7 protein-coding genes and 1 pseudogene are annotated in these 4,867 nt (G+C 60.1%); 5 read left to right on the top strand and 3 right to left on the bottom strand.

All coding sequences use genetic code 11. The features are described from left to right. Nucleotides 1-139, bottom strand: a 139-nt coding sequence (locus ACY69P_RS14235; RefSeq protein ID WP_462327948.1) for a peptidylprolyl isomerase, incomplete at its 3' end; no start/stop codon positions are given. An 80-nt stretch (nucleotides 140-219) separates the two neighbouring features. Further along, a complete protein-coding gene (locus ACY69P_RS14230; RefSeq protein WP_462327947.1) occupies nucleotides 220-1,215 on the bottom strand; it encodes a glycosyltransferase family protein in 996 nt (331 codons plus the stop codon). A 175-nt stretch (nucleotides 1,216-1,390) separates the two neighbouring features. Here ACY69P_RS14230 and ACY69P_RS14225 point away from each other — a divergent pair, with 175 nt between their 5' ends. After that, nucleotides 1,391-1,921 carry a hypothetical protein gene (locus tag ACY69P_RS14225; RefSeq protein WP_462327946.1) on the top strand — a complete coding sequence of 177 codons (531 nt, stop codon included), beginning with the start codon at nucleotides 1,391-1,393 and terminating at the stop codon, nucleotides 1,919-1,921. 2 nt (nucleotides 1,922-1,923) lie between these two features. Beyond that, the gene (locus ACY69P_RS14220; RefSeq protein ID WP_404845438.1) at nucleotides 1,924-2,391 is read left to right on the top strand and encodes a hypothetical protein; all 468 of its coding nucleotides are present in this window, start codon (nucleotides 1,924-1,926) and stop codon (nucleotides 2,389-2,391) included. Nucleotides 2,392-2,495: 104 nt separating this feature from the next. Here ACY69P_RS14220 and ACY69P_RS14215 read toward each other — a convergent pair whose 3' ends face one another. Continuing rightward, nucleotides 2,496-2,756 carry an RNA recognition motif domain-containing protein gene (locus ACY69P_RS14215; RefSeq protein WP_404845439.1) on the bottom strand — a complete coding sequence of 87 codons (261 nt, stop codon included), beginning with the start codon at nucleotides 2,754-2,756 and terminating at the stop codon, nucleotides 2,496-2,498. Nucleotides 2,757-2,955: 199 nt separating this feature from the next. Here ACY69P_RS14215 and ACY69P_RS14210 point away from each other — a divergent pair, with 199 nt between their 5' ends. The 3 genes and pseudogenes from ACY69P_RS14210 to ACY69P_RS14200 all read left to right on the top strand — a co-directional run. After that, complete coding sequence (locus ACY69P_RS14210) at nucleotides 2,956-3,771, top strand: glutaminyl-peptide cyclotransferase (protein ID WP_462327945.1); 816 nt, start codon at nucleotides 2,956-2,958, stop codon at nucleotides 3,769-3,771. A gap of 222 nt (nucleotides 3,772-3,993) precedes the next feature. After that, nucleotides 3,994-4,419: a hypothetical protein gene (locus ACY69P_RS14205; RefSeq protein ID WP_404845441.1), complete on the top strand. Its 426-nt coding sequence runs from the start codon at nucleotides 3,994-3,996 to the stop codon at nucleotides 4,417-4,419. Between the two features lie 216 nt (nucleotides 4,420-4,635). Then, nucleotides 4,636-4,867 (top strand): annotated as a pseudogene (locus ACY69P_RS14200) (hypothetical protein); the annotation flags it as partial.

The raw sequence follows: 4,867 nt of genomic DNA, 5'->3' as shown, positions 1-4,867 counted from the left end.
GGTGGAAGATGGTGCCGTTGTAGAATTCCTCATCCACGTAGGTCAGGAAGTTCTTTACGGTTTCGGGGGCCTTATCTTCGAACAGTTCAATGATGATATCGCCGTGGGGCGTCTCAATGCGCACTTTGGGATTGGACATATGTGGATTCTCCTTGGGAATGTGTGGTTGCCGGACTGCGGGGTCCGAGCCAAGGCCTATAGTGGAAAACGGCGTGGAGGTCATCCCCTGCGGTGGGTCCCCATCCTGAGATACTCCTCACGAAGCCTTGACGGCGGGGTGGTTTCGGCGAAATGCAGGTACAGAAGTTTGAGCATGTTTTTGAGGGCCGGGGCGTAGAGCCGCCGTTCGGCCATAAGGGTTGGTGCGGGAAAGGAAAAAAGCCACGACGCAAAGGCCTGCGCCCGGTGGCTTGCGCGGTGGGCGGCGTTGACGGCGCGCAGGCCGCGTGCGCCGATGGCCTCGCGCCGCTGCTTGTCCGTAAGGGCGGCGTTGATGCGCGCCACAAGGCCGCGCATGTCGCCTAAGTCATAAAGAAGCAGGTGTTCGCCGTCGGTGAACAGGTCGTCCTGTCCGTGTCCAATGCGCGGGGTGAGCAGACAACTGCCCGTGGCGAGGGCTTCAAAGACGCGGAAATTCAGGTCGCCGCCCTCGCAGTAATTGAGCACCACTCTCGCCTTGGGATACAGCTTGCGAAAGTCGCCGCGCTGGGCCACAAGCCCCGGAATGTGCATGGCGAGGCGGTCCAGAAACCGCTTGCGGCGGGGTGTGGTGCGCGCACTGACCGTGCCGATGAAGGCGACGTCCCACTCCTTGCACGCTGCAGCGGGCTGGATGTCGTCAAAGGCGAAGTTGGGCAGCCACAGCACTTGCTGGGGGGTGAAGGCGCCTTCCAGAAAGGCGGGGATGACGTCGCGCAGGGCCACGGAGCACAGGTCAAAGCACTGGGCGTAGGCCGGGTACCAACTGTGGATGTGCGCGTCGACGCAGTGAAAGGCCGTCAGGCAGGGCCAGTCCTCCACGCTGTCGAGGGGCGGGCTTTGGCTCATGTCGCCGTAGACGGCGGCGTCTGGAACGCCGCCGCATGCCGCGCAGACCTCGTCAAAGGTGAGCAGGCGGCCTTGCGGCATGGGCACGCGCTCCACGGCGTAGCCAAGGCGGGAAAGCGCCGCACTAAAAAAAGGATTGCCCATCCAGGCGATGATGGAGGTGCGCATTATCTCCGTACAATGCGCCGCCAGACTGCTCTGCGTCAAGTTTCGGCCCCATTTCGGACAAAACCTCGGCGGGTTGGGGCTATCGGCGTGGGTTGAGAACACGGCGTAAAGAGTATACACACACCGGGCGGGCGTCACATGGCGGCCCGAGTACCATAGCTCGAAGGAGTCTGACATGAGTGAACTGAAAGTGACGCCGGTTCAGCCCAAGCCGGAATTCGATGTGATGTATTTTCTTGAGGTCTGCGGAGAAACCCGCCTGAGCCAGGAGCTGCTGGAGCAGCTGGAATCCGCATGGAACGACTGGAAGGACCGCATGGCGGCCTTTAAGCTCGTGCCGTCCATGGCCAAGAATGACGACGGCTTTCTCTTCATCTACCTGAACGAGAGCGTCGAGGACGCCGTGGAGAAGGCGTGGCAGGAGTCCCCGGAAAACGGGATGTTCTTCCATAATCTTGCCATCACGCTGGTGATGTCTAGCGCCCAGAGCCTCGTTCCCGAACTGCTTGAAAGCTGTACACCGCTTCCGCGTCCCATGTCCGAAGTGCTGGACTTCTTCGAGACCAGCGGGCTGGAGTGGAATGAGCAGATTGGCTCCCTGAACCGCCAGTACGCCGTGTACACGCCCATGCCGTACCGTGGCGGCTGTGAAATCTGCATGCAGAGCGAAACCTGCCCCAACTCCACACTGCGGGGGAACGCCTAGCCATGTCCATGGACCCCCAGACCATGCGGGCGCATATCCGGACCGTCCTGCATCAGAAGCTGGACCAGAGTCCCGAGCGCAGAAAAGAGGCCCTGCAGGAATTCTTTGGCGTGACCATGGGGGCCGAAGTGGATCCCCGCGCTACGGAAAAGCTGGCGGATTGCGTGCCGCCCATCCTGCCCGACCTCTACGAGAAGTGGATTGGCATGTTCATGGACCGTCTGTTCGAGACGGTGCCGCAGGACCACCTGGACATGCTGTGTGACGGCAAGGAAGAAAATAACGCCGCGCTGACCCTTATCTATTTGATGTTCCTTGAGTCCGAACGCATGGAAAAGCAGATTGATGAGGATTTGCGCTCCTACGGGCTGGAGCATACCGGCGACCACGACCTTGGCGACTTGGCCTCGTCGTACATCCGGGCAAAGATGACCCAGCTTGGCAAGTCCATCAAAGGGCTGGAGGAGTAATCCTCCGCTGCCTCCCCGTCTTGCAATGAGAACGGCCCGCTTCGCAGTCTGCGAGGCGGGCCGTATTGTATGTAGGGGGTAGAGTCAGCTGCAGCGCAGCGGTGTTACCACCTTCTGGGCTGGCGGGGTCGTGCTTCATTGATGCGCAGGGCGCGTCCACCAAGGGAGGCCTCCTGCAGGCTGTCGATGGCGGCCAGCGCTTCGTTGGCGCTCATCTCGACGAAACCGAAACCGCGAGAGCGCCCCGTGTCGCGGTCTTCGATAATCTTGACGGAGTGCACTTCGCCGTAACTTTCAAAAAGTTCACGGATTTCGTCCTCAGTGCTGCTCCAGGGCAGGTTCCCTACGTAAATCGACTTGACCATTTCCAAAACTCCTTAAAAAAATCGTGAAACACAACCCGCAGAACCCATGTCGAGGGTGGGTACAAAACTGCGAGACATTTAATAGTACTCCGCGTTATAGGGTATAAAGTCAAGTGGAAATGCATTTTTCAGTCGTTAGTGCATGATTTCCGGTTCTTTTGTTTGCTGAAATAGGTCCGTGGTTGGCGGATAAACACATATGGCTGGTGATATGCTTCGTTGTGTGGATGCTTCTTGGCGCTGTGGCGTGGTCTTACTCGTTTGTGGAGTGGTTGCCCTGTTGTGTGTCGTGCTGACACATGCGGATGGCGTTGCTGATACAGACGCCGTGCCGCGCGTTGCATGCGTGGTGCGTGAGCGTATTCCCCATGATTCACGGGCCTTTACGCAGGGGCTGTTTTTCGCCGGCGGCGCTCTGTATGAAACAACGGGGCGCTACGGGCGTTCCGGCCTACGGCAGGTGGACGCGCGCAGTGGCCGCGTTGTGAAGGTGTGGCCCCTGAGCCCAACAGTGTTTGGCGAGGGCGCAACAGCGGCGGAGGAGCGCATTGTGATACTGACGTGGAAGGCAGGGCGGGCACTGGTCTTCGACCCCGCCACGGAGCGCGTAACGGCGACGTTTGCCTACGACGGCGAGGGCTGGGGGCTGACGTGGGACGGGCAGCGGCTGTGGCAGAGTGACGGCTCGCAGTACCTGACCGTGCGCGACGCGCGCACCTTTGCCCCTGTGCGGCGTGTGGAAGTGACGGACGCAGGGCGGCCCGTGCGCGCCCTGAACGAGCTGGAGTGGGTGGACGGCGAGATATGGGCCAATGTGTGGCACAGCGACAGCATCGCCGTGATTGACCCTGCGACAGGCGCTGTGACGCGGTGGGTGGATTGCGCATCCATTGCCAGACAGGAGCGCGCCCGTGGCGGCGGGGTGCTGAACGGCATTGCGTGGGACGCCGCGGGCGAGAGGTTGTATGTGACCGGGAAAAACTGGGGCAATATGTACGTGATAGACGCACAGTAGGTGTTGTGGGGCGGTCTTTCATGTCGTGACGGTTGGTCAGTGGCGCGCGATGATGCAGTGTTGGCCGGAGTTTTGAGAAAATCAAGACGGCGTCATGTGTTTTGCGTGGGAACTGCCTGGGGCTGTCTAGAAAAAGTCTTGATGAAAAGCATGGGCGTGTGTATATACTTGTCTGTAGAAGTGTTTGAACCTTGTATGGCGCTTTCCTGAAAGGGAGGAGGCATGGCACAGGTTGCGGCGCGGGTATCCCCCGAGCATGAACAGTGGCTCAAGGAATATTTCCGGACCAAGAGCGCTGGAGCGGAGTTCGTCGTCCCGTGGGCTGTGGATACCTTTTTCCGGTCCATCAATCAGGTGAAGGGCATGTTTTCCACACCGGAACTCATGACCATCCTTGAAGCGCACAAGGAAGTGAAACTCCTTCCGGACCAGTCCCGCCTTGCCTATCTGCAACTCCGGCTTCAGGACGCCTGCGACATCAGCCTGCTGCATACGAGGCACGGCGCCAGCAAGGCGAATCTGGAAGCCAAGCTCAAACGCCTTAATGACACACAGGCTGCATCGCTCATGATTTGGGCCGCGGCCTATTGGGTCAGCAAGCGCTGGAAGGAAGTGAACATGGAGGACTATGTTCGCGCCGTAAGCTGACAGCGCGCTTTTTTTCGCCCCCTTGCGCGCCAGAGCCGCCCGGAGCATTCCGGGCGGCTCTGGCGCGTTTTGCGTCCTGCCGCGCTGCCGTCCACGTGGCTGGGAGGGTAAAGAACCGGGGGATGCCGCCGATAGGACAAATGTGGCGGTGTGGTGTGCGAGGGGTCTGTTGCCGTCCGCGCGCCAAGGACAGCAGCCTCAAGCGGGAGTACCCGAATGATGCAGCGATGTGGACTATTCATGATGACCGTGCTGGTTGTCGGCCTGCTTGCCGGGTGCCAGTCGCAGCTTCCTGTGGCGTCGTCCTATCCAATGGAGACGCAGCACAAGATGCAGGCGGCGCGGCACTGGGACATCTTGGCCGAGGACGTGGCAAAGCAGAGCAAAAAAGCGCTGGACGACCGCGTGGAACTGCGCCTGTTGGCCATTGATGTCATCCCTGACGCGC

It is taken from the genome of Desulfobaculum sp. (genome assembly GCF_054921475.1).
The sequence above is the reverse complement of the archived record's forward strand: the minus strand, read 5'-3'. Positions and strand labels throughout refer to the sequence as shown.